We start from the raw sequence: 23,457 nt of genomic DNA on the forward strand, positions 1-23,457 counted from the left end.
GGTGGGGAGGAGGGACGGGAATGTATATCATGGTCGGCCTGGACACAGCCAATCGGCGGCCAATCGTCCCCCGGGCCTACTGGCCCGGGGCGGCCGCGGCAACGGAGAAAAACACATGAATGCAGCCAACGAAAACGTCAGCATGGCGCTTTTTTGCGACTTCGAGAACGTGGCGCTTGGCGTGCGCGACACCAAGTACCAGAAGTTCGACATCCGGCCGGTGCTGGAACGCCTGCTGCTCAAGGGCAGCATCGTGGTCAAGAAGGCCTATTGCGACTGGGAGCGCTACAAGGAATTCAAGGCGCCGATGCACGAGGCCAATTTCGAGCTGATCGAAATCCCGCACGTGCGCCAGTCGGGCAAGAATTCCGCCGACATCCGGCTGGTGGTGGATGCGCTGGACTTCTGCTACACCAAGTCGCACGTCAACACCTTCGTCATCATCAGCGGCGATTCCGACTTCTCGCCGCTGGTGTCCAAGCTGCGCGAGAACGACAAGAAGGTGATCGGGGTGGGCGTCAAGCAGTCCACCTCCGACCTCTTGATCGCCAACTGCGACGAATTCATTTTCTATGACGACCTGGCCCGCGAAGGCCAGCGCGCCGCCGACGCGCGCCGCGACAATCGCGGCGGCGGCAACGCCGGCCAGCGCCGCTCGCCCGACGAGGAGCGCCGCCGCAAGGAAGAACTGGAGGCCCGCAAGACCCAGGCGGTCGACATGGTGGTCGAGACCTTCGAGGCGCTGATGGCCGAGCGCGGCGACAGCGGCAAGATCTGGGCCTCGGCCCTGAAGGACGCGCTCAAGCGCCGCCGGCCGGACTTCAACGAGTCGTACTACGGCTTTCGCGCCTTCGGCAACCTGCTGGACGAGGCGCAGTCGCGCGGCTTCCTGGAGGTCGGGCGCGAGGAAAAATCCGGCACCTACGTGTATCGCGACAGCGCCGGCGGCGCGGCCGCGCGCGCGGGCGGCAGGCCCGCCGCGCGGGTCCAGGCGGTCGAGGCGCATGACGCCGCCGACGCGCAGCCGGCCGGTTCCATGGCCGATACCACCGAGACCCGGCCGGCGCGCGGCACGCGCGGCGGCCGCAAGAACGCGGGCGCCAACAGCCGGGGCGGCCGCCAGGAGGGCGCGCGGTCGGATGGCCAGCGCGGCGCGTCCGTGGATGAGTCGCAATTCCACGATGCCGGCCAGGCATGGCAGGGCGGACCGGGGCGGCCGGAGGTGGCAACGGCGCAGGCGCCGCTGTTCGACGTTTCGCCGGCGGCCCCCGCGTTGCCCGACGCGCCGCCGCTGGAAGCGGTGGTCGACGCGATAGGCGCACCGGAGCGAGCCGACGCGCAGGTGCCAGACGAACCGGTCGAGCCGACCGACGCGGCCCCGGCCAAGGGCCGTCGCGGCGCCCGTGGCGGCCGCGGCGCGACGCGCTCGGCACGCGCGAAGGGCGCGGAGGCCGACAGCGCGGCCCAAGCCGGGGCGGCGGAAGATCGCGTCGCCGCGCCAGCCGCCCCGGCCGAAGCGGGCGCCGAGGCCGTCGAGGCCGCGCCCGCCAAACCCGCTCGCAAAATCGCCCGCAAGACGGCCACCGGCGCCCGCCGGCCCCGCAAGACCGCCGCAAGCAAGAGCGCCGATCCCGAATAAGCCGCCCGCGCGGCAGGCGTGGCCGGCATGGCGATTTGTCCTCGCCGGCCACGCCTGCCGCCGGGGCGGGTCAGCGGCCGGGACGCCGCTGCCGCCAAGCCCGGTATCCGGGTTCGCGGCAATCGCCGCGATCGGGCGCCGCGTTCATTCGGACAGCGGCGCTTGCTCCGCATAACGACCCGGCGTGACGCCATGTTCGCGCTTGAACATGGCGATGAAGGCGCTGACGTTGTCGTAGCCCGCTTCCAGCGCGGCCGCCGTCACACCGCGGCCGGCCGCCAGCATCTGCTGCGCCCGCATCAAGCGGGCGCGCTGGCGCCAGGCGCCCGGCGTCAGGCCGGTCTCGGCCTGGAAGCGCCGCGCCAGCGTGCGCGGCGCCATGCCGATCCAGTGCGCCCATGCCGCCAGCGGGCGCGTGTCGGCAGGCGCGTCCGACAGCGCTCGCGCCAGCCGCTGCAGCCGCGGATCGCGTGGCAGCGTCAGGCCGTCGCCGGCGCGCGGCAGGGTGCGGATCTCGTCGCGGATCAGCTCGACGATGCGCAGGCGCGCCGCATCCCACGTTTCGTCGCGCCAAGCGGCGGCGCGCTCGACCGCCGCCAGCAGCAGCGCGGAGGCCTGCAAGGCGCACGGCGCATCGGGCAGGCCTGCGCACGCCGCCGCGCTCAGGTAGACGCTGTAGCCGGCATAGGGGCCATGCGAGCGCAACCCATGCGGGCAATCGGGCGGCACCCACAGCGCGTGCGCGGCCGGCGCGACCCATTGGCGGTCGCCGGCCTGCACCGTCAGCAAGCCCTGGTAGGCGCCGAACAATTGCCCGCGCGCATGCCGGTGCAAGGCGGTCTGGCGCACCGCCTTGTCCTGGCGGCGCACCGCCAGCAGGCGCGGCCCGCCGCCAGCGGCGGCCAGCCCGGGGGCGACCAGGGGCGAGGCGGGATCGTCGGGACGTGTCATGCGAAAGGGCGGCGGGGCAGGGACGGCATGGATGAATGGCAAAAAAACGGTATGGATTGACCAAAATACCGCAGATTTGCCGGCCGCGCGCGACTAAGCTGGTTTCCGTACCCACCCACTGGAGAAAACCATGAAAGCTCAGGATGTGTTGCCCGACGACCGCGACAGCGCGGAGTTCCAGGGCGTGACCGTGCGCAAGGGCACGGTGGGCGCGTTCCTGGCGAACGCGCGCCTGTGGTGCGACGCCGCCACCACGCCGCCGGCCCGTGAACGCGCTGCCGCCGACCTGCGCGAGGCGTTGCCGGCCTTGCGCGCGCTGGGATTGTTCGAGGTGCTGCAGGTGCGCGACCCGGCGCTGCGGCAATGGCTGGAGACGGCCCGGGAGTGAGCCCGCCCGGGCCGGCATCCGGCGATCAGCCGTGCCGGGCACGGCGCCGGGCTGTTCTATGATGACGCCTGCCATGGGCGCATATCCGAATGCGCCCGCCTCGTCAGCCCGGAAATCCCCATGCAATACGTTCTTGTCAGTGCCTGCCTGCTCGGCCATCCCGTGCGTTACGACGGCCGCTCGGTGACCGGCGGCCACGATGTGCTGGCCCGCTGGCTCGATGCCGGCCGGGTGGTGTCGGTCTGTCCCGAGGTGGCGGGGGGCCTGCCGATCCCGCGTCCGCCGGCCGAGATCGAACCCGGCGCCGACGCGACCGCGGTTCTGTCCGGGCGCGCTCGGGTGATGACGGTGTCCGGCGAGGACGCGACCCGGCCCTTCGTCGACGGCGCGCAACAGGCGCTGGAGGCGGCGAGGCGACGCGGCATCCGCATCGCCGTGCTCAAGGAGGGCAGCCCTTCCTGTGGCAGTGGTTACGTCTACGACGGCAGCTTCTCCGGCCAGCGGCAGGCGGGCGTCGGCGTCACCGCGCGGATGTTGGCGGACGCGGGCCTGCGGGTATTCAGCGAACACCAATGGGCCGAGGCCGACGCCTGTCTGGCACGGCTGGAGGCCGGCGATGGGCTTTAACGTCGGCGACTGGCTGGTGCTGGTGGCGGTGGCGGCCGGTGTGCTGTCGGCCTGGCGGCTGCTCGCGGGGCTTGGGCGCGGGCGCCTGCTGGCGCGGGTCGGCGCGGTGGTGTCGCTGTCGTGCACGGCCTTTTTCGGCTGGCTCTGGTATCAGCAATACCTGAAATGGGACTTCAACGAACTGGGCCGCTATTACGACCCGGTCGACCAGGTGGTCTACACCGACAGCGGTTTCGTCTGGATCCTGCCGGCCGCGCTGGCCCTGGCGGCCGGCCTGTTCTTCGCCTGGCGCGGCTGGGGCGGCCGGCGGCCCTGAGGCCCGCGGCCGTTCGCTGTGCCGCCCGCGACCGTTCGCCGTGCCGCGGCGTCCGCGCCAATTGCCACGAGCGCCCCGCGGGGCGCTCGTCGTGTCCGGGCAAGGCCAGCCTCAGTTGGCGCGGTAGCCGCGGCTGTTCATGCAGGAATCCATGGCGTGGTTGTAGCTGTCCACCATGACCTGGGTGGTCCATTGCGAGATGGTCGCCGGGTCGTAGCCGCTCTGGTTCATGGCCCAGCGCTGGCAATCGGTCGAGGCGCTGGCCTGCGCCGTGTTGGCGGGCGGCGCCGCCTCGTATTGCACCGGCGCGTATTGCGCCGGCGCCTGGTAGACCGGGGGCGCGCTGTACACCGGCGGCGTCTCATAGACGGGCGCCGCGTACACCGGCGGACTGGTGTAGGACACGCCCGGCGCATAGACGCCGGTCTGCGCGTAAGAGGGGCCGGAATTGGCCGCCAGAATCAGCCCTGTGGCCGCCAGCGCGAAGGCGCCGCCGATCCACCAGCCGCTGCCGCCGCCGCCACCGCCGTGATGATGGTGGTAGCCCCCATGGTGGCCACCGCGATACCCGCCCGCCAGGGCGGGGGAACTTGCCAAGGCCAGGGCCAGCGCAACGCCGACCATGCGACCCGTGAACCGCTTCATGATCTTGCTCCTGAGCCGCCAGGCGTGCGCGTGCTGCGCAGGCTGGCGATACCGTAATGTACCGCCGCCGCGACACGGCAGGTGTGTCAAGATTTATGAAGATTTCAAGTGATTTCAGGGGCTTGGCGACGGGCCGGCGCTGCCGCCTGCCGTTTCCCGCGCGGGCGCGGCCTGGGCCGGCCTGGGCGCCGCCGGTTGGTCGCGCATGAAGGGCGATCCCCGCGGATTGTCGCAAGTCGTCGATTCCCCGGCCCGCAGGCGGACCACCGGGCGCGGGTCGAAGGCCTCGGCGTTGCGGTCATGGGTGGAGTGGGTGACGTAACCCGGCTTCTCGACGCACCAGTTCCAGAAGAACACTTCCGCGCCATGGATCGCCAGCATTTCGACACGCCACTCATGGCGGGCCTCGAAGCTGGCGCGACCCTCGGCGTCGGTGCGCTGCTCGTTGCGGAACCGGTCATAGCCATAGGGATAGGCGGCGGCGATCAGCACCACCCGCGCGTCGGCCACCGGCCGTCCGGCTTCGTCCTGGACGGTGATGGCGGACTGCGGCTGCAGAGTCTTGTGGGCCGGGTAGGGTATGCAGCCGGACAGGGCCAGCGTGAACGCGGCGGCGCAACCAAGGCGAAGCAGGCGCGGCAATCGGATCATCAGGGTTTCTATGTATGCAGGAATGTATGGCTAAAAGGGCGGAAGGATAGTATTTTCACGCGATGACGACGGCACTACCCCCATCTGTTCCGCAAGAAAAGCGTTTGACGAAAGGTGAGCGCACCCGGTTGCAACTTCTGGAAGTCGCGGCGGCGGAGTTCGCCGAGCGCGGGTTCCAGCACACCCGGATCAGCGACATTGTCGCCCGGGCGGGCGTGACGCAACCGGTGTTTTATCAGTATTTCGCCGGCAAGCAGGCGGCCTACGATGAACTCGTGGGCATGTTCGCCCAGCGCCTGCGGCAGGAAGTCTGCCAGGCGCGCCTCTATGAGGATCAGCAGAATCTGCCCGTCGAGGAACGCGTGCGCCGGGGCGTGACCAACTGGCTGAACATCCTGGGCGAGGACCCCAACCTGACGCGCATCGGTTTTTTCCAGGTCGATGCGGCCGAGTCGCTCAAGGACGAGCTGGTCGAGATGATTGCCGAGAACATCCGCATCGACCAGCGCGCCGGCGTGTTTCGCAAGGACATCCCGCCGGCATGGCTGTCGCACGCCTTCATGGGCGTGATAGAGCGCTTTGCGCGCCGCGGTCCCGACGCCGAGGAGCGCGAGGCGCTGGCCGAATTCATCACCAACATGTTCCTGGAAGGCGTGCGCCAGCGCTGACAGGCGGGCCCGGCCGCCGCCCGGGTCCAGGCCGCCTGTGCCGGCCGCGTCGCTTGACGCCGTGGCCGGCCCGTGGCCCGGCGCCTATTCCACCCGCGCGCCCGAGGCCACCACCAGCTTGCCGGCCGCGTCCCAATCCGCTTTCAGCAATTCCTGGAACTGCGCCGGGGACCTGGCTTCGGCCTCCACGCCCAGCGCCGCCAGCCGCGCCTGCACCTTGGGATCGGCCAGCACGCTGTTGACGGCGGCGTTGAGCTTGTCGCGCTCGGCCGGCGCGATGCCGGCGGGGGCCAGCAGGCCCAGCCACGAATCGAAGGCGTAGCCGGGCAGGCCGCTCTCGGCCACCGTTGGCAGGTCGGGCGCGAAGCGCGAGCGCTGCTTGCCGGTGTAGGCCAGGAACGTCACGCGCGGATCGTTGCGGTAGCCGGTCACGCCGATGGTGGCGGCGGTCACGGCCTGCACGCGGCCGGCCAGCAGCTCGGTCACGGCGTCGCCGGTGGACTTCATGGGGATGTGCTGCATCTGCGCGCCGGCGGCGCTCAGGAACGACGCCATGCCCAGGTGCGAGGCACTGCCGTTGCCGGCGGAGGCGTAATCGTAGGCGCCCGGTTTTGCCTTGACCGCCTGGATGAACTCGGCCGTGTTGGCCACCTTCAGCCCGGCCGACGCGAGGATGACGTAGCCGGTGTTGCCCAGGTAGGCCACGCCGGTGAAATCCTTGTAGGGGTCATAGCTCAGGTTCTTGTACAGATAACCGGCGATGTGGTGGCTGGCCGCGGCCAGCACCAGCGTATTGCCGTCGGGCGCGGCGCGCGCCACCTGGGCGGTGCCCACGGTGCCGCCGGCGCCCGCGCGGTTCTCGATCACGATCGACGCGTCCAGGGCCCGGCCCAGCTCGTCGCCGATGGCGCGGGCGATGGTGTCCTGCACCGCGCCCGTGCCATACGGCACCACGATGCGGATGACGCGTTGTTCGGCATGGGCGGCGCCGGCACAGGCGGCGGCGATGGCCAGGAGCAGGGCGGAAAGACGGGAAGGCACGCGGGCGGCAAGGGACATGGAATTGGCAATGGGTTCGATGATGCGGGGCGTTGGACTCTACCGGCCGCGCGCCGCCGCGCCAACGATTGATTCACGCCTTGCTTATTGCCGCAGGCGATATCGCGCGGCGGGCGGATGGATATACTCCCAGGGCCACTGGCCTACGACAAGACAAGGGAAATCAATGAACGCGCTCATGCAGCAGGCGATCGAGTTCGCCAACGACCACGAAACCGCCTGGGACCGCAGCGTCGATGGCGTCTTCGGCGTGCACCAGAACGACCCGCCGCCCTGGAACCGCCTGCTGGGGCCGATCCACGACCGTGGCCTAGTCTCGGGCGTGGTGCTGCGCGAGGGCCGCGAGATCGCATCGTGGGGCGAGCCCGATCGCGCCGACCTGACCTTCAGCGTGGCCAAGCTGTACTTGGCGATCCTGGCCGGACTGGCGCATGATCGCGGCCTGTTGCCGGATGTCGATGAACCGGTCGGCAAGCGCGTGCCCGGCATCGGCTTCGACCACGGCCACAATGCGCGGATCACCTGGCGCCATCTGCTGCAGCAGACCAGCGAATGGGAAGGCGAGCGCTTCGGCGTCTCCGACCAGGCCGACCGCTACCGCGCCGTCACCTTCGGCGCGCCGCCCGACGGCAAGAAGGGCGAGGCGCGTCCGCTGCAAGCGCCCGGCACGTACTGGGAATACAACGACGTGCGCATCAACCAGCTGTCGTACGCGCTGCTGCACCTGTTCCGCAAGCCCTTGCCCGAGGTGTTCCGCGAGGCCGTCACGCGGCCGCTGGGCGCCAGCGAAAACTGGCAATGGGTGGGCTACGACAATGCCTGGGTCGAGATCGACGGCCAGCGCATGCCGTCGGTGCCGGGCGGCTCGCACTGGGGCGGCGGCATGTCGATCAGCGCCCGCGACCAGGCATTGATCGGCCAGATGCTGCTGGACCAGGGCCGCGCCGCCGATGGCCGCCAGGTGCTGTCGAGCGACTGGATCGCGCAGATGCGCCAGCCGTGCGCGATCGCGCCGTACTACGGCTACCTGATCTGGCTCAACCACGAAGGCCGCGTGTTCCCCAGCGTGCCGGCATCCAGCTTCTTCGGCGTGGGCGCGGGCAGTTCGTTCACCTGGGTCGAGCCCGAGCGCAGGCTGGTGGCGATCGTGCGCTGGCTCGATTCGGCGCACGCCGACGCGCTGTTCGGTCGAATTCTGGCGGCGGTGGACGCGCAGCCGGCCTGAGCGGCCGCCGCGCATGGCGGTCGGTGTCCCTGCCCGGCGCAGGGATTTTCAGCGGCCTGCCGGCATTCTTCTGGCAACATGCCCCTTTGCCCGCCGGGCCGCCGGCGGGCGCGCCATCGTTTTTCGCCGACCAAGGATTTCGCCATGAACTACCGCCGTCTCGGATCCAGCAATCTTCGCGTCTCGCCCCTGTGCCTGGGCACCATGATGTTCGGCGAGCAGACGCCCGATGACGAGGCCGCGCGCATCGTCGCCTCCGCGCGCGACCACGGCCTGAACTTCATCGACACCGCCGACGTCTACAACGACGGCCGTTCCGAGCAAGTGGTGGGCAAGTTGCTGCAAGGGCAGCGCCACGACTGGGTGCTGGCCAGCAAGATCGGCAACGTGGTGGGCAAGGGCCCGAACCAGTCGCACTATTCGCGCCAGTGGCTGATCCGCGGCGTCGAGCAGAGCCTGGCGCGCCTGGGCACGGATTTCCTCGACATCCTCTACCTGCACCGCGACTACCACGAGGAAAACCTGGAAGAGGCGCTGTGGGCGCTGGGCGACCTGATCCGCGCCGGCAAGCTGCGCAGCTTCGGGCTGTCGAACTTCCGCGGCTGGCGCATCGCCGAAACCCTGCGCCTGTGCGAAAAGCTGGGCGTGCCGCAGCCGGTGGTGTGCCAGCCGTACTACAACATGCTCAATCGCGGCCCCGAGGTCGAGATCCTGCCGGCCTGCCAGCACTACGGCCTGGGCGTGGTGCCGTACAGCCCGATCGCGCGCGGCGTGCTCACCGGCAAATACCAGCCGGGCCAGGCGCCCGCCGCCGACACCCGCGCCGGGCGCGGCGACCGCCGCATCCTGGCCACCGAGTTCCGCGAGGAATCGTTGCGCATCGCGCAGCAGCTGGTACAGCACAGCGCCGCCCGTGGCGTGCAGCCGGGCCATTTCGCCACCGCCTGGGTGCTGGCCAATCCGATCGTCACCGGCGTCATCGCCGGCCCGCGCACGCTGGCGCAGATGGACGACTACTACGCCGCGCTGGACGTGACCATCACGCCCGAAGACGAGGCCCTGGTGGACAGCTGGGTCACGCCCGGCCACGCCTCGACCCACGGCTACAACGATCCCAACTATCCGTTCCACGGCCGCCCGGTGACGGTGGCCTGACGGTAGGCAGCGGGCGGCGCGCGGCGCCGCCCGCGCGCCGGCTAGGCCTTGCGCAGGGTCGCGCTGGCCGGCGGGGCCAGCCCGTCCTGCGCCGCGGTGCGCCCGCCGCGCCCGATCAGCCAGGCGCACAGCGCCGACACCACGCCCGAGAACAGCACGTACAGGCAGATCAGCCAGGGCTGGCCGTTGCCGGTCTTGAGTAGCGCGGTGGCGATGATCGGCGTGATGCCCGAGGCGAAGATACCCGAGAACTGGTAGACGAACGAGATGCCGGTGTAGCGCACCTTGGCGTCGAACAGCTCGCAGAACAGGGCGGCCTCCGGTCCGTAGACGGCGGCGTAGAAGATGCCGAACGGAATGATGATGGCCAGCCACACCAGCATCACGCTGCCCTGGCTGTTGAGCATCAGCCAGAAGCCGGGAAAGGCCGCCACCGCCGTGATCAGCGAGCCCCAGAAATACACCCGCGTGCGCCCGATGCGGTCGGACAGCCGCCCGAAGTAGGGGATGGTGAAGCACATCACCAGCGCGGCCGCCATCACCCCGGTCAGCGCCTCGGTGCGCGTGATCTGCAGCGTCTGGGTCAGGTAGGAGATCGAGAACACGCCGAACACGTTGAAGAACACGCCGTCGATGTAGCGCGCGCCCATGCCCTTGGCGACGTTGCCCGGGTAGCGGCGGATCATGTCCATGAACGGGATGCGGCTTTCGGCGTTGTCGCGCTTGACCGCGGCGAACTCGGGCGTTTCCTTGATGTTCAGGCGGATGTACATGCCGACCCCGACCATCGCCGCCGACGCCAGGAACGCCAGGCGCCAGCCCCAGGCCATGAACTGCGCGTCGGTCAGCAGCGTCGACAGCAGCGCCACCGTACCGGACGCCAGGCACAGGCCGATGGCCAGCCCGATCTGTGGCAGCGAGGCGTAGTAGCCCTTTTTGCCCGGCGGCGCGTACTCATACGCCATCAGCACCGCGCCGCCCCATTCGCCGCCCAGGCCGATGCCCTGGAACACGCGCAACAGCAGCAGCAGGATCGGCGCCCACAGGCCGATGCTGTCATAGGTGGGCACCAGGCCGATCAGGAAGGTGGACACGCCCATGATCATCAGCGTCATCACCAGCATGCTCTTTCTGCCGATGCGATCGCCGAAGTGGCCGAACACCAGCCCGCCCAGCGGCCGCGTGATGAAGCCCACCGCGAAGGTGGTGTAGGCCAGCATGGTGGAGATGAGCGGGTCGCCCGTGGGAAAGTACAGCTTGTTGAACACGATGCCGGCGACCACGCCGTACAGGAAAAAGTCGTACCACTCGATGGTGGCGCCGATCAGCGACGCGGCGACGACTTTGCGCACCGCGGTTTCGTTCTGCTTGGCCATGCCTGTCTCCTTTGGTGGGGCGGGCGGCGCTCTGCGGCGCCGCGCCGCGGGTTGCGGTCAGTTCATGTCATGCCGCCTGCTGCAATACCGGTTGCGCCTGCGCGCGTGGCCGCGCCGCGTGCAGGTCCTGCAGGATGAAATCGGCCGCGCGCTCGGCCAGCATCACCACCGGCACGTTGGTGTTGCCCGACACCAGCGTTGGCATGATGGAGCAATCCACCACCCGCAGCCCGCTCACGCCGTGCACCCGCAGGCGCTCGTCGACCACGGCCATGGGATCCTCGCGCGGGCCCATTTTCGCGGTGCCCGAAGGGTGGAAGATGGTGGCGCCATACTCGCGGCAGAAATGCAGGATCTCGTCGTCGCTTTGCACCTCGGCGCCGGGCCGGAACTCGCGCTTCATCAATCCGGCCAGCGGTTCGGTGGCGGCCAGCCGGCGCGCGTACTTGACCGCCGCCACCGTCATGCGCCGGTCCAGCTCGGTGGACAGGTAGTTGGGCTGCATGGCCGGGGCCTCGAAGGGGTCGGCGCTGCGCAACCGCACCGTGCCGCGCGACGAGGGCCGCAGCTGGCACACCGAATAGGTGCAGCCCGAGAATGGATGCACCTTGCCGCCGGCCATGTCGGCCGACAGCGTGGCGAAATGAAACTGGGTGTCGGGCGTGGCGCTGGCCGGATCGACGCGGCAGAACAGGCCGCCCTGGTTGATGCCCACCGCCAGGGGCCCGCCGCGGAACAGCAGCCATTGCAGCCCCATCGCCGCGCGTCCGTGCAGCGTGCGCAGCTGGTCGTTGGTGGTGATGGGCTGGCGGGTCTCGTAGATGAGGCGGATCTGCAGGTGGTCCTGCAGGTTCTCGCCCACGCCGGGCAGGTCGCGCACCACGCCGATGCCGAAGCGCCGCAGCAGCGCGGCCGGGCCCACGCCCGACAATTGCAGCAGTTGCGGCGATTGCAGCGCGCCGGCGCACAGGATCACCTCGCGGCGGGCCCGCAGCGTGCGCACCTGGCCGTCCTGCCGATAGCGCACGCCGCAGGCGCGGCTGCCCTCGAACAGCACCGCCATCGTGTGCGCGCCGGTCTCGACACGCAGGTTGGCGCGGCCGCGCGCCGGCCGCAGGTAGGCCACCGCGGTGGAGCAGCGGCGGCCATTGCGGGTGGTGAGCTGGTAGTAGCCCACTCCTTCCTGGTCGCCGCTGTTGAAGTCGGTCACGTGTGGCAGGCCGAGCGCGCGCGCCGCGCCGATCAGGCCTTCGACCAGCGGATGCGGCGTCTTGATCGAGGTGGCGTTCAGCGGACCTTCGGTGCCGCGCGTGGCGCCCGGGCCGAGGTCGTTGTTCTCGAGCTTGCGGAAGTAGGGCAGGCATTCCTCCCAGCTCCAGCCCGGGTTGCCGGCGGCGACCCAGGCATCGTAGTCCTGGCGCTGGCCGCGGATGTAGATCAGGCCGTTGATGGCGCTGGAACCGCCCAGCGTGCGGCCGCGCGGCCAGTAGATGCGGCGGTCCAGCATGTTGGGGTCGGGTTCGGTGTAGTAGCCCCAGTTCAGCACCTTGTGGAACATGGTCTTGCCGTAGCCGATGGGGATGTGGATCCAGGGCGAGCGGTCCGGCGGCCCCGCCTCCAGCAGGCACACGCTGTGCTGGCCGTTGGCGCTCAGGCGGTTCGCCAGCACGCAGCCGGCGGAACCGGCCCCCACCACGATGTAGTCCACGGCATCGGACATGTCTGTTTCCTCCTTGGCCTGGCCGTGCCGTGACGCGGGGAGTCCCTCGTCCGGACGGCGCGTTTACCCTGCTTGCCGCGCCGCCGCGCACTTATATACTGGCCTGATGCGAGGGGGGCGCGGCAACGCGCAAAGGTTCCGTATCTGTGGCGATTCTAGGAAGCCGCCACGGGAAAGAAAGCGCGACAAGCGCGGGAACGGCGAAATGGCACAGAACATGGATCTTCGGTTTCAAAATCGCAGTGCAGCATCGGCGCGTGCGCCCGACGCCGACGAGTCGCGGGATGGCTCGCGTTCGCTGCGCGCGCTGCTGGTGCTGGACTACCTGGCCCGCGCCCAGCACCCGCCCACGCTGGCGCAACTGGCGCAGCGCCTGGACATGCCCAAGTCCACCCTGATGCGCCTGCTGGCGTCGATGCAGCGCGCCGGCTTCGTCGCCGCCACGCCCACCGAGAACGGCTACGTGCCGGGGCCGCAGGCCACCGCGCTGGCGCTGGCCACGCTGCGCGCCTCGGCCTTCACCCGCGCCTGCCGCGCGGTGCTGGCGCAACTGGTCGGCAAGCTCGGCGAGACCTGCAATCTCACCGCGCCCGACGGCGACCAGGTGATCTACATGGAGCGCGTCGAGACCGCCGAACCGCTACGCCTGTTCTTCGCGGTCGGCAGCCACGTGCCGATGCACTGCACCGCCAGCGGCAAGCTGTTCCTGGCGTCGATGAACCGGCTCGAACGCGGCCGGGTGCTGGCGCGCCTGCCGCTCACGCGCAACACGCCGCGCACGCTGACCGATCCGGCGCGGCTGGAAGACGAACTGGAACGCCTGGCCGCGCGCGGCATCGGCATCGACAACGAGGAGTTCGTGCGCGGCATGAGCGCGGTGGCGGTGCCGGTGCGCGACGCGCAGGACCGCGTGGTGGCGGCGGTGGCGTGCCATGCGCCGACCGCGCGGCTGATGCTCGATGACCTGTTGCGCGCGGTGCCGGTGCTGCAAGGCGCGGCGCAGTCGATGAGCGCGGTGCTGGCCGAGCACCGGCCGGGCGGTTGAGGGCGTCGGGCCGCGAACCCCTAGCCCGGCAGCGCGGCCGCCCGGCGCCAAGCCAGCGCCAGCACGGCCGCCGCGCCCGCCGTCAACGTCGCCAGCATCGCGACCGGACCGGCCGCGTCGAGCAGAATCCCGGCCGCCAGCGGCGCGGCGATGCGCGTCAGCGCGAAAACGCTGGACTGGATGCCGTAGTCCAGCGCCTGCAGGCCCGGCCGGGCATGCGACATCATCAGGCCGAACGCCAGGGCGGCGGTGGCGCCCATGGCCGCCGCCACCATCATGGCGCAGGCCGCCAGCACGGCCGGGGCCGCGCCCAGGCCGACCGCCAGCGTCAATGCCAGCAACGCGGCGGCTCCGGCGCCCGCATGCAGCCGCACCGCGCGGCCCGCGCCCAGGCGCTTGAGCAGCCGCGCGCCCGCGATGCTGGCCACGGCGCCGACCGCGCCGCCCGCGACACCGACCAGCCACGCCACGCGTTGCGGCGCCAGGCCCTGGTCCAGCAGCACAGGTTTCAGGTAGAACCAGCCTGCGCCGATGAAGGGGAACAGCAGCGCCAGCAGCGGCAGCCAGCGGCGGCTGGCGGGCAGGCGCAGGTACGCGATGGCCTGGCGGGTGGTCGAGGTGGTGTCTGTGGTTTGCAGGGGCGCGCCGGGTTGCCCCTTTGTGTCATCCAGTGTCGCCGCGTCGTTCGTGTCGAGGTGTCCATCGCGCGAGGTAATCGCGCCGTCGTCGGCTCGTCCGGCATCCATGCTCTCCCGCAGCAGCAAGGTCAGCGCCGCGCCCAGCGCCAGCGCGGCGGCCATGATCAGGAAGGGCGCCTGCCAGCCCCAGCGCGCCTGCGCCAGCAGCATCAGGCCGCCGCCGGCGATCGCGCCCAGGCACAGCGCCATCGAGCGGATGCCGCCCGCCGAGGCGCGGCCGGCCACAGGCAGCACGCGGATCGCCAGCGCGTTGACGGGCACGTCGGCCCAGGTGCCGGCCAGGGCGGCGGCGGCCGCCAGCGCGAACAGCGTAATGCCATCATTCAGCAGGTCGCGCCAGCCCAGCGCCAGCAGCACGGCGGCGTAGGCCAGCAGCAGCGCCGCGGTCCAGCGCCGGTAGCCGCCATGGCGCGCGCCGCGCCGGTCCAGCGGCATCGCCAGCAGGAACTTGAACACGGTCGGCAGGCTGGCCAGCTGGAACAGGCCCAGGGCGGTGCCGGACCAGCCGTGCTGGCGCAGCACCAGCGGCAGCCCCAGCCACAGATAGACGCCCGGCGCGGTCAGTGCCAGGTTGAGCCAGCCGAACAGGGCCTGGGCCAGGCCGTGGCGCAGGCGCTGCGTCATGGCGCGGTCCGCCGCGCCGACAGCACATGCAGCGGCGCCAGCGGAAAGCGGTCGGAATCGAAGCCGCGCACTTCGGCGAAGCCGGCGGCGCGCAGCGCTTGCGCCAACTGGCCCTGGCGTGTCACGCGCCGCCCCAGCAGCAGCATCGGCAGGTAATAGCGCAGCACGCGCGCGGCGGCGTCGGCGTCGTCCGGGACCTCGGCATGCGCCATCACCAGCAGCCCGCCCAGTGCAAGGGCGTCGTGCATCTTGCGGATCGCGGCGGCGGCGTCGGGCACGAAATGCAGCACCGACGAGCACCAGATGAGGTCGTAGCCGGCGCCGATATCCGCCGTGGCCAGGTCGCCGCCCACCGCCACCATGCGCTCGGCCAGCCCGGCGGCGGCGATGTTCTCGCGCGCCACGGCGGCGGTCTCGGGCCAGTCGAACACCACGCCGCTGGCCTGCGGGCGATCCTGCACCAGCGCGATGCCGATCAGGCCGGGGCCGCCGCCCAGGTCGAGGATGCGGCGGGCCGCGTCGGCGCCGGGCACGCAGGCCACCGCCTCGCGCGCCGCGGCCACGGCCAGGGCGCGTTGCTCCTGGCCGATCTGCACCCGCGCCGCCTGGGCCCAGCCGCTGGCTTCGGAAGCCGCGCCCGGCGCAGTGGCGAGCGCGGCGGCCGGATCCTGGCGCAGCCGTTGCATCAACTGCTCGCCGGACTGCGCCAGCGAGCGGCGCCGGTAGCGCCAGGCGTCGCCGCAGTAGCCAGGCCGGCCCGCCACGAAATGGGCGCGCGCCGTGGCGCCGCAGCGGTACAGCGCGGGTTCGCCGGCGATGCGATGCAGCAGGCGCAGGCTCCACAGCAGGTCCAGCAGATGCTCGGCGGCGGCGGGGCGCAGCGCCAGCGCCTGCGCGACGTGCGCGGCGCTGGCCGGCGCGACCAGGCGCGCGAACAGGTCCAGTTCCAGGGCGGCGTCGAGCGCGGCGGTTTCGACCGGCGCGGCGGCCAGGTCCCAATAGCGTTGCAGGGGCAGGGGGGAAGTCGGCATGAGGGATTCCTTGGAAAGCGGTTCAAAGGCGCCAGGTCAGGCGCAGGCCCACTTCGCGCGGCGGGCTGTAGACGGTGACGATGCCGTTCTGGTAGCCCACCGCGTCGTAGCGGCGGTTGGCGAGGTTGTTGACGTAGGCGGCGATTTCCACCTGTCGAACGGTGACGCCGGCGGCCAGGTTGACCAGCGCGTAGCCGTTGCGGCGGTAGCGGTTGGCGGCGTCCAGGTAGACCGGGCCGGCGCCGCTGAGCGAGGCCTGCGCGTACCAGCCGGCCGGGGCGTCGTAGCGCGCGGTCAGGTGGCCGTTCAGGCGCGGCGCGAACGGGTTCTGGTTGCCGCTGTAGTCGTTGGCGCCGTCGCGGAAGTGGCTGAAACGGGTGCGGTTCAAGCCCAATCCGGCCTGCAATGACCAGCCCTGGCCCAGCAGGTATTCGAGCTCGAATTCCGCCCCGATCGAACGCGCCGACGCGGCGTTGGTGACGTACACCAGGCCCGGCAGCGGCATCTGCTGCACCTGCATGTTGTCGACCGTCATCACATAGAACGCGGCGGCGTAGCGCAGGCGGTTGCCGGGCAGCCAGCCCTTGGCGCCGATCTCGTACGCGCGCAGCGTCTCCGGCTGGTAGGCGGCGTAGTCGGCGGCCGGCGAAAACACGTTGTAGCCGCCGGCGCGAAAGCCATCCGCGACCGAGGCGTAGACCTGCTGGCGTGGCGCGAAGGCGTATTGCAGCGCCAGCTTGGGCGTGACGCGGGTCCAGTCGGCGCGGCGCGCGCGGTCGCCTTGCGGCGTGAAGCGCACGGCGTCGCGCTCGACGCGGGCGCCGACCTCCAGGGTCCAGCGTTCGGCCAGCGGCACGGTCCAGTGGGTGAAGGCGGCGCCGGACTGGCCGCGCAGCCGCACCACGCTTTCGGTCAGGCCGCGCGGCATTTTCTGCGTGTTGCGCAGGTCGTGGTCGTCGCCGTCGGCGTACAGCCCCGCCAGCCAGTGGGCGCGGCCCAGCGCGCCCTCCAGCCGCAGCTCCTGCGACAGATTGCGGAAATGATGATCGCGGGCAATGTGCAGCAGGTCGGCCGGCTGGAAATCGGTGTCCTGCTGCACGCGGTCGCGCAGGTCGTTCCAGGCCGTCACCGAAGTCAGGCGCAGGCCGCCGTCCAGGTCGTGGCGCAGCGACAGCGACGCGCTGCGGCCGATGGACCGGTTCCAGCCCGGCGTGCCGGACGCCACGGTGGCGCGCGAGGTCGTGGGCGAGCCCCACAGCGCGGCGCCGTCGCGGTAGTTGATCTGCGCATAGCGCAAGGTGGCGTCGGTGCGCGCCGACGGCGTCCAGCGCAGCGCCAGCTTGCCGTTGCGCAGTTCGCGGTCGTCCTCGCGCCGGCCCGTGTAGGTGTTGTCGATGAAGCCGTCCTGGCCGCGCCAGGCGCCGGCCACGCTGGCGTAGAGCGTGTCGTCGACGATCGGCCCGCTCAGGTCGAAGCGCAGCATGCGCAGGTCGCGGCTGCCCACGGTGGTGGAGACGCTGCCGCGCAGGCTGTCGCCCGGCTGGCGGGTATGGACGTTGATGACGCCGGCTTCCGCGTTGCGGCCATAGAGCGCCGATTGCGGGCCGCGCAGCACTTCGACGCGGTCGATGTCCAGCAACTGGTCGTCGAAGCCCTGCGCCATCAGCGTGGGCACGCCGTCCACCACCAGCAGGGTCGAGGTCGAGAACGAAAAGAAGTTGGCCGACAGGCCGCGCATCACGGCCGCATTGACGCCGGCCTGGCCGAACGGCTGGAACGTCAGCCCGGGCGTGATGCGCTGCAGGCCCTCCAGGTCGACGACGCCCTGGCTGTCGAGCATGTCGCCGTCGAACACCGACAAGCTGCCGGGCAAGGATTCGAGCGAGCGTTCCTGCTTGTCGGCGGTGACGGTGACGGCAGGCAGTTGCGCGGCGGGCGCGGGGGAAACCGGCGTTGATGCGGTGGAAGACGCGGGAGAATGCGGGGAGACGGGCGCGGCCGGTTGCGCCAGCGCGGCGGGCGTGGCGCAAAGCCACAGCAGAACGCAGGTGGCGCGTGGGTAGGGAAGAGGGCGGTTCATCGGGATTCCTGTGCAGGCAGTCACGGCGGCCGAACGCGCGGCGCCGTCCCGAAGATGGTATTTCCTTATGCGAACGCCTATCATTAGCATTCATATGCGAACCGGATGGATTCGTATGCATGCCGGCGCAGCCGCGCCTGAGCCGATTTCAGGCACCCGTCCCGGCGCCATCCCGGTTCCGTCCCGCCACCCGTCACCCGCCGTCGAAACCATGTCCCTGCGCATCTCCGCCACGCTCGCCCAACCCGGTCCGGCCGCCCGTCCCGGCTGGTCGCGGCTGGCGCTGCCGGCGGACCTGGGCGAGTGCGTGGCCGACCGCCTGGACCTGGGCGAGGGCCTGGCCCTGGTGCATTCGCAATACACCCCCGTGCGCGACCTGATCGAGGAGAACGCCGCCGCGCATGGCGGGCGCACGCTGGTCATCACGCTGGCCCTGGGCGGCGTCTCGGCCTATCGCGGCGCCGATGGCGCCGAGCTGGATTTCCGCGGGGGGCAGACCACGGTGACCGCCTTCCGCCGTCACCTGGGCGAGCGCCGCTACCTGGGCGGCAGCACCGTCTCGCAACTGCGCCTGCTGGTGGGCGAGGCGGCGCTGTGCCGCTATGCCGGCCAGGCCCAGGCCGAGGCGCTGTTCGGCGCCGGCGGCCTGCGGCGGCTGGCGCAGGGCCGCACCAGCGCCGACCTGGCCACCGTCGCGGGCGAGTTGGCGCGGTCCAGCGATCCGCTGGATACCCACATCAAGGCGTTGACGCTGCTGTCACGCCAGTTGCGCGCGCTGGCGCCGGCGCCAGCGGCGGGCCGGTTCAGCCAGGCCGACATTGCCCGGCTGGAGCGGGCCCATGCGCTGATGCGCGAACAGATGGATCGCGAACTGACGGTGCAATACCTATGCCTGGCGACCGGGTTGAATGAATTCAAGCTCAAGCAGGGCTTTCGCGCGCTATACGGCAACAGCCCGATGCGGCTGCTGACCGAGATGCGCATGCGCCGCGCTTGGGAGTTGCTGGAGACCGGCTGCCAGGTGGCGCAGGCGGCGTACCGGGTCGGCTATCGCCACCCGGCCAATTTCAGCGCCGCCTTCACCCGCTTCCATGGCCGCGCGCCCAAGTCGGTGTTTGGCAAGCGGCGTTGATGCGGCGCGCGACGATGCCGTTGGCCCCTGAGCGCCCTAGTGCGCCGGCCGCATCCGCCGCCGCGACACGCTTTCCCACCCGGCCACCAGCATCATGATCAGCGTCGTCAGGCCGCCCACCATCAGGTTGTCGGTGACGAACGCGATCGGCGCCAGGATGGCCAGCAGCGCGAGGCCCGCCACGTGCGACAGCGGGAAGCGGCCATACACCACCGTCTTGTAGACGCCGTTGCCCAGCAGGTACAACGCCGGGCCGCCGAGCAGCGCGGCGGCGGCCGCCGTGACGATGCGGCCGTCCGGGTGCAGGATGACCAGTTCGTTGGCCACGGCCGAGACGATCACGCCCGCGATCAGGATCACGTGCACGTAATGGAAGTAGGCCCCGACCCGGCCCGGATCGGCGTGGTGCGTGATGGCCTCGCTGCCGTCCTTGCTGCTGGTGTCGAAATACACCCACCACATCGCCGCCGTGCCCAGGAACGCGGCCAGCAGCGCGATCAGGGTGGGAATGTCCCAGTGCGGATGCTCGCCCAGCGTGGCGCCGGTGATCAGCAGCGTCTCGCCCAGCGCCACGATCACGAACAGCTGGCAGCGCTCGGCCAGGTGGCCGCCCTCGATGGTCCATTCGCGGGTGCTGGAGCGGCCCAGGCCGGGCAGCCAGAAGCCGGCCATGGGCGACAGGTATTCGCAGGCCACCGCCAGCGTCCACAACACCAGCCGCGTGTCGTCCGAAGACAGACCACCGGCGATCCAGAACACCGCCGAAATGCACAGCCAGCCCAGCATGCGGCGGAAATTCGGCGCCAGCGGATGCGACCGCCCCAGGTGCAGCACCACGAACAGCGTGCGGCCTACCTGGATCAGCACGTAGCAGACCGCGAAGATCAGCCCGTTCTCGCCGAAGGCGCCGGGCAGCACGGCGGCCGCCACCAGCCCTGCCAGCATCACGCCGAACAGCATCAGCCGCATCGGCAGCGCGTCGGGATCGAACCAGTTGGTGACCCAGCAGGTGTACTGCCAACCCAGCCATACGGCGAACCACAGTACCAGCGTGTGCAGCGCGCCCATCAGGGTCAGGTCGTGCAGCAGGCTGTGGGACAGCTGCGTGACCGCGAAGACGTAGACCAGGTCGAAGAACAGCTCGACGAAGGTGACGCGGGCTTCATGGCCGTCGCGGTGGCGCAGCAGATTGGCGCTGGCAAGGAATGTCATGGCGGCGCTTCCTATCCGGTAGGGGGCGTCGCCAGATTACTCCCGGCCTTGCCGGCCAATCGTAAAGAATTCAAAAGACGTGGCGCGCCCGCGACGCCTCAATGGCCGGCCGGCGTTTCGCCGTGGCCGCCCAGCTCGCGGTTGCGCGAGCGCACCAGCGCCGCCGCCAGCGCCGCCGCCACGGCCGCGATCACCGCGCCTGCCAGGAAGGTCGCGCGGTAGCCGCCCGCCAGCGCCGCGACCGGCGCCGCGCCGGCCGCCGCCAGGGCCGCGGTACGGGCGGCGGCCAGGCTGGCCAGCACCGCCAGCCCCAGCGCGCCGCCCATCATGAAGGCGGTGTTGACCACGCCGGACGCCAGGCCGGACTGGCTCGGCTCGACGTCGCTCATGGCGGCCAGCAGCATGGGGTTGAAGGCGATGCCCGCGCCAAGGCCCAGCAGCAGCATGCCGGGCAGCACGTCCGCCGCGAAGTGGCCGTCGACCGGGGCGCGCGCGAACAGCGCCAGCCCCAGCGCCGCCATCAGCAGCCCGGTGGCCAGCGGCCCGCGGATGCCGAAGCGCATCACCAGCTTGGCCGACAGCCCCAGCGAGAACGCCGCCATGATCAGGTTGGCCGGCAGGAACGCCAGCCCCACCTGCATGGCGTCATAGCCCAGCACCAACTGCATGTACAGGGCCGAGACGAAGAACCAGGCGAACATGCCCGCGGCCCACAGCACGCCGACCACGTTGGCGGTGGCGACGTTGCGCAGGCGGAAAAGCGCCAGCGGCATCAGCGGTTCGGCCACGCGCGCCTCGATCGCCAGGAACAGCGCCATCAGCAGCGCGGCGGCGCCCAGCAGGCCGAGCGACTGCGCCGAGGTCCAGCCGGCCTCGTTGCCGTTGACCACGGCGTACACCGCCAGCATCAGCGACGCGGTGACGGTCAGCGCGCCGGCCACGTCCAGCTTGCCGCCACCGGCCGCGCCGCGCGCCGCCGGCAGCAGCCGCAGGCACAGCGCGTAGACGGCCACGCCGATCGGGATGTTGACCAGGAAGATCCAGTGCCACGACAGCTTGCTGGTCAGCAGCCCGCCCAGCAGCACGCCCAGGCTGCCGCCGCCCGCACAGACGAAGCCGTACACGCCCATGGCGCGGGCGCGCTCGCCGGCCTCGGTGAACAGGTTCATGATGAGCGACAGCGACACCGCCGACACCACCGCGCCGCCCAGTCCCTGCGCGGCGCGCGCGGCAATCAGCAGCCCCTGGCCCCGCGCCAGTCCACAGGCCAGCGAGGCCACCGTGAACAGCACCAGGCCGGCCAGGAACATGCGCCGGTGCCCGAGCAGGTCGCCCAGCCGTCCGCCCAGCAGCAGGAAGCCGCCGAAGGTCAGCATGTAGGCGTTCACCACCCAGACCAGCGAGGTCTCGGTGAAGTTCAGGTCTTCGCGTATCGAGGGCAGGGCGACGTTGACGATGGTGGTGTCCAGCACGATCATCAAGACGCCCAGGCACAGCACCATCAGTGCCCACCAGCGTTGCTTGCCCTGTATGCCATGCGTCATGGATGTCTCGCTCCATCCGCTTGTGGCGGATTCGGTTGTCAGTGGGGTTGTCAGTGGCTGAGCCGCCCGCCGCTGATCATCCACCGCGTGTCGTAGCGGTCGATCAGCGCGCCGTAGGCTTCGGCCCAGAAGGTTTTCTGGAGCGGCATGGTAACGCTGCCGCCGTCGGCCAGCATATCGAACACGCGTTGCGCGTCCGAGACAGTGGGATAGGCCAGCGACAGCGCCATGCCCTGCTTGCCGGGATAGGGATGGCCGGCGGTGGCGTCGCTGGCCATCAGCACCTGTTCGTCCAGCGCCAGACGGGCGTACATGATGCGTTCGGATTCTTCGGTCGACAGCGCCGGCATGGCGGCATCGGCGGGCGCGTCCGCGTAGCGCAACATGGCCTCGACGCGGCCGCCCAGCACGCGTTCGTAGAAACGCATGGCCTCGGCGCAGTTGCCGTCGAAACTGAGGTAGGCGGAAAGTTGGGGCATGAGGGTTCCTCCTTGTGGCCGATCCCGATTCTCGCATCCGCGGCGCTGTCCGGGAAACCTCTTATTGCCGCCGGTCCGCGCGCCTCCCTATGATTCGCCACAGGATCAGGACTGATCCGCACGCGCCGGCACGGCTTGGCGCGGCAGTGCCCCGCAGCAATGATTGCTGCCCGAACCTTCGTCTGGCTATAGAAGCCCCCGACTCACACGCAATGCGTGGTCGGGGGCTTTTTTGTTTTCCAAAACGTTGCAGGGAGATCGCATGCAAGTATCACCGCCGCCGGACGCCGCCGCGTCCGCGATCCACGTGGCCAGTGTGCAGACGGCCCCCGTCATGGGCGAGGTCGCCGCCAACGTGGCCCGTTCCATCGAACTGGTCGAGCAGGCCGCCGCGCAGGGCGCGCGGCTGGTGGTGCTGCCCGAGCTGGCCAACACCGGCTACGTGTTCGCCAGCCGCCAGGAGGCCCACGCCCTGGCCGAAAGCGTGCCCGACGGCCCCAGCTCGCAGGCCTGGATCGCGCTGGCGCGACGCCTGGGCATCTACCTGGTGGCCGGCATCGCCGAGCGCAGCGGCGGCAGGCTGTACAACGCCGCCATCATCGCCGGTCCCGACGGCTACCTGGGCACCTACCGCAAGCTGCACCTGTGGGGCGACGAAAACCTGTTCTTCGAGCCGGGCGACCTGGGACTGCCGGTGTTCGATACCGAATTCGGCCGGCTGGGCGTGGCGATCTGCTACGACGGCTGGTTCCCTGAGGTCTACCGGCTGCTGGCGCTGCGCGGCGCCGACATCGTGGCGGTGCCGACCAACTGGGTGCCGATGCCGGGGCAGACGCCCGACGGCCCCGCCATGGCGCACGCGCTGGCGGCGGCCGGGGCCCACAGCAACGGCCTGACGCTGGTGTGCGCCGACCGGGTCGGCGTCGAGCGCGGCCAGCCCTTCGTCGGCCGCAGCCTCATCGTCGGCTCTCAGGGCTGGACCGTGGCCGGCCCCGCCAGCCACGACCGCGAAGAAGTGCTGCTGGCGCCGGTGGACCTGGCCGCCTCGCGCCGCGCGCGGCAACTGAACGACTTCAACCACGTGCTGCGCGATCGGCGCCGCGACCTTTACGACGAACTGCTGGGCGCCGCCGACGCGCCGCGGCAGCGTTGAATACAACGGCGGACAGCCGGCCCCCAAGGAGAAATCCCC

General features: G+C 70.7%; 22 protein-coding genes. 10 read left to right on the forward strand and 12 right to left on the reverse strand.

Features of this window, described 5'->3' with window-relative positions:
* Positions 1-115 precede the first annotated feature (115 nt).
* The gene (locus DK459_RS09980) at positions 116-1,639 is read left to right on the forward strand and encodes an NYN domain-containing protein (protein ID WP_110134685.1); all 1,524 of its coding nucleotides are present in this window, start codon (positions 116-118) and stop codon (positions 1,637-1,639) included.
* A 144-nt stretch (positions 1,640-1,783) separates the two neighbouring features.
* Here DK459_RS09980 and DK459_RS09985 read toward each other — a convergent pair whose 3' ends face one another.
* Positions 1,784-2,590 carry a helix-turn-helix domain-containing protein gene (locus DK459_RS09985; RefSeq protein ID WP_110134686.1) on the reverse strand — a complete coding sequence of 269 codons (807 nt, stop codon included), beginning with the start codon at positions 2,588-2,590 and terminating at the stop codon, positions 1,784-1,786.
* Between the two features lie 130 nt (positions 2,591-2,720).
* On the opposite strand from DK459_RS09985, the gene DK459_RS09990 reads away from it, so the two are divergent.
* The 3 genes from DK459_RS09990 (at position 2,721) to DK459_RS10000 (ending at position 3,921) form a co-directional block, all read left to right on the forward strand.
* Positions 2,721-2,978: a hypothetical protein gene (locus DK459_RS09990; protein WP_024069077.1), complete on the forward strand. Its 258-nt coding sequence runs from the start codon at positions 2,721-2,723 to the stop codon at positions 2,976-2,978.
* 120 nt (positions 2,979-3,098) lie between these two features.
* Positions 3,099-3,605: a DUF523 domain-containing protein gene (locus DK459_RS09995; RefSeq protein ID WP_110134687.1), complete on the forward strand. Its 507-nt coding sequence runs from the start codon at positions 3,099-3,101 to the stop codon at positions 3,603-3,605.
* The gene (locus DK459_RS10000; RefSeq protein ID WP_058664603.1) at positions 3,595-3,921 is read left to right on the forward strand and encodes a hypothetical protein; all 327 of its coding nucleotides are present in this window, start codon (positions 3,595-3,597) and stop codon (positions 3,919-3,921) included. The genes DK459_RS09995 and DK459_RS10000 overlap by 11 nt, the downstream gene beginning before the upstream one ends.
* Positions 3,922-4,032: 111 nt before the next feature.
* On the opposite strand, the gene DK459_RS10005 is transcribed toward DK459_RS10000, so the two are convergent.
* Entirely contained in the window at positions 4,033-4,566 is a 534-nt protein-coding gene (locus tag DK459_RS10005) for a hypothetical protein (protein WP_020927980.1), read from the reverse strand.
* A gap of 114 nt (positions 4,567-4,680) precedes the next feature.
* On the reverse strand, positions 4,681-5,217 hold the full coding sequence (locus tag DK459_RS10010) for a carboxypeptidase-like regulatory domain-containing protein (RefSeq protein ID WP_110134688.1): 537 nt from the start codon (positions 5,215-5,217) through the stop codon (positions 4,681-4,683).
* A gap of 104 nt (positions 5,218-5,321) precedes the next feature.
* On the opposite strand from DK459_RS10010, the gene DK459_RS10015 reads away from it, so the two are divergent.
* Positions 5,322-5,885: a TetR/AcrR family transcriptional regulator gene (locus DK459_RS10015; protein WP_232254224.1), complete on the forward strand. Its 564-nt coding sequence runs from the start codon at positions 5,322-5,324 to the stop codon at positions 5,883-5,885.
* An 84-nt stretch (positions 5,886-5,969) separates the two neighbouring features.
* Here the strand turns inward: DK459_RS10015 and DK459_RS10020 are convergent, their stop codons facing one another.
* Complete coding sequence (locus DK459_RS10020; RefSeq protein ID WP_110134689.1) at positions 5,970-6,944, reverse strand: tripartite tricarboxylate transporter substrate-binding protein; 975 nt, start codon at positions 6,942-6,944, stop codon at positions 5,970-5,972.
* A gap of 166 nt (positions 6,945-7,110) precedes the next feature.
* Here DK459_RS10020 and DK459_RS10025 point away from each other — a divergent pair, with 166 nt between their 5' ends.
* Both DK459_RS10025 and DK459_RS10030 read left to right on the forward strand, forming a co-directional pair.
* The gene (locus DK459_RS10025) at positions 7,111-8,169 is read left to right on the forward strand and encodes a serine hydrolase (RefSeq protein ID WP_110134690.1); all 1,059 of its coding nucleotides are present in this window, start codon (positions 7,111-7,113) and stop codon (positions 8,167-8,169) included.
* A 144-nt stretch (positions 8,170-8,313) separates the two neighbouring features.
* On the forward strand, positions 8,314-9,324 hold the full coding sequence (locus DK459_RS10030; protein ID WP_006385067.1) for an aldo/keto reductase: 1,011 nt from the start codon (positions 8,314-8,316) through the stop codon (positions 9,322-9,324).
* Positions 9,325-9,365: 41 nt separating this feature from the next.
* Here the strand turns inward: DK459_RS10030 and DK459_RS10035 are convergent, their stop codons facing one another.
* Both DK459_RS10035 and DK459_RS10040 read right to left on the reverse strand, forming a co-directional pair.
* Positions 9,366-10,700, reverse strand: a complete 1,335-nt coding sequence (locus DK459_RS10035) for an MFS transporter (protein WP_020927975.1) — start codon at positions 10,698-10,700, stop codon at positions 9,366-9,368.
* Positions 10,701-10,767: 67 nt separating this feature from the next.
* Entirely contained in the window at positions 10,768-12,420 is a 1,653-nt protein-coding gene (locus DK459_RS10040) for a GMC family oxidoreductase (RefSeq protein WP_054447447.1), read from the reverse strand.
* Between the two features lie 205 nt (positions 12,421-12,625).
* Between DK459_RS10040 and DK459_RS10045 the strand changes: the two genes are divergently transcribed.
* The gene (locus tag DK459_RS10045) at positions 12,626-13,465 is read left to right on the forward strand and encodes an IclR family transcriptional regulator (RefSeq protein WP_038503697.1); all 840 of its coding nucleotides are present in this window, start codon (positions 12,626-12,628) and stop codon (positions 13,463-13,465) included.
* A 20-nt stretch (positions 13,466-13,485) separates the two neighbouring features.
* On the opposite strand, the gene DK459_RS10050 is transcribed toward DK459_RS10045, so the two are convergent.
* From DK459_RS10050 to DK459_RS10060, 3 genes are read right to left on the reverse strand one after another with little or no spacing between them, the layout of a single operon-like run.
* Complete coding sequence (locus DK459_RS10050; protein WP_110134691.1) at positions 13,486-14,787, reverse strand: MFS transporter; 1,302 nt, start codon at positions 14,785-14,787, stop codon at positions 13,486-13,488.
* Positions 14,784-15,818: a class I SAM-dependent methyltransferase gene (locus DK459_RS10055; protein ID WP_110134692.1), complete on the reverse strand. Its 1,035-nt coding sequence runs from the start codon at positions 15,816-15,818 to the stop codon at positions 14,784-14,786. Before DK459_RS10055 ends, DK459_RS10050 begins: the two co-directional genes overlap by 4 nt.
* A gap of 22 nt (positions 15,819-15,840) precedes the next feature.
* On the reverse strand, positions 15,841-17,898 hold the full coding sequence (locus DK459_RS10060; protein WP_110134693.1) for a TonB-dependent receptor: 2,058 nt from the start codon (positions 17,896-17,898) through the stop codon (positions 15,841-15,843).
* Between the two features lie 211 nt (positions 17,899-18,109).
* On the opposite strand from DK459_RS10060, the gene DK459_RS10065 reads away from it, so the two are divergent.
* On the forward strand, positions 18,110-19,030 hold the full coding sequence (locus DK459_RS10065) for an AraC family transcriptional regulator (RefSeq protein WP_006386252.1): 921 nt from the start codon (positions 18,110-18,112) through the stop codon (positions 19,028-19,030).
* A 36-nt stretch (positions 19,031-19,066) separates the two neighbouring features.
* Here the strand turns inward: DK459_RS10065 and DK459_RS10070 are convergent, their stop codons facing one another.
* The 3 genes from DK459_RS10070 to DK459_RS10080 form a co-directional block, all read right to left on the reverse strand.
* On the reverse strand, positions 19,067-20,242 hold the full coding sequence (locus tag DK459_RS10070; RefSeq protein ID WP_070540020.1) for a low temperature requirement protein A: 1,176 nt from the start codon (positions 20,240-20,242) through the stop codon (positions 19,067-19,069).
* Positions 20,243-20,340: 98 nt separating this feature from the next.
* Entirely contained in the window at positions 20,341-21,786 is a 1,446-nt protein-coding gene (locus tag DK459_RS10075) for an MFS transporter (protein WP_110134694.1), read from the reverse strand.
* Between the two features lie 50 nt (positions 21,787-21,836).
* A complete protein-coding gene (locus DK459_RS10080; RefSeq protein ID WP_006386255.1) occupies positions 21,837-22,265 on the reverse strand; it encodes a VOC family protein in 429 nt (142 codons plus the stop codon).
* A gap of 262 nt (positions 22,266-22,527) precedes the next feature.
* On the opposite strand from DK459_RS10080, the gene DK459_RS10085 reads away from it, so the two are divergent.
* Positions 22,528-23,418, forward strand: a complete 891-nt coding sequence (locus tag DK459_RS10085) for a nitrilase family protein (RefSeq protein ID WP_024069059.1) — start codon at positions 22,528-22,530, stop codon at positions 23,416-23,418.
* The last annotated feature ends 39 nt before the right edge of the window (positions 23,419-23,457 follow it).

Source organism: Achromobacter sp. RW408 (assembly GCF_003184165.1).
GTDB lineage: Bacteria > Pseudomonadota > Gammaproteobacteria > Burkholderiales > Burkholderiaceae_B > Achromobacter > Achromobacter xylosoxidans.